Source organism: Robertmurraya korlensis, from assembly GCF_023715225.1.
Classification (GTDB): domain Bacteria; phylum Bacillota; class Bacilli; order Bacillales; family Cytobacillaceae; genus Robertmurraya_A.
In genome coordinates this window covers 1-425 of record NZ_JAMBNS010000132.1, presented here as the reverse complement: position 1 = coordinate 425, position 425 = coordinate 1, and the positions used below count along the sequence as shown (strand labels likewise).

The window sequence follows — 425 nt, the reverse complement described above, 5'->3', positions numbered from 1 at the left end:
CGCATCGAGGGTGACGGAGCGGGCACCGCTGTCGGTCTTGGGGTCGCCGACCTCCGTCGCCCAGCCGAGCTGGATCACCTGCTGGGTGATGCGCAGGACCCCGCGGTCGAGGTCGGCGTCCTGCCAACGGAGGCCCACCGCTTCCCCGCGACGCAGGCCGCGGTAGGCGATCAGGTGGAACATCGGGTACAGCCGGTGTCCGGCCGCGTGGTCGAGGAAGCCGCCCGCCTGCTCCGCCGTCCACACCGCGACCGCGGGGCGGACCCCGGTACGCACCCAGTCGGCCACCCGGTCGTCGGACCAGACCACCGCCTTCGGACGACGTCCCTGAGCCAGTTCGACGTGCTGAGCCGGGTTGTGACTGACGATCTTGCGCTTGTACGCGCTGCCGAGGGCCGACATCAGCGTGGCGTGCACCCGGCGAA

Annotated in this window: 1 protein-coding gene; it reads right to left on the bottom strand. The window is 71.8% G+C overall.

The genetic code is table 11. From position 1 onward, the window contains the following. Window positions 1-425: site-specific integrase (locus M3175_RS24535; RefSeq protein ID WP_503328639.1), on the bottom strand; the 425-nt coding region annotated here is incomplete at both ends.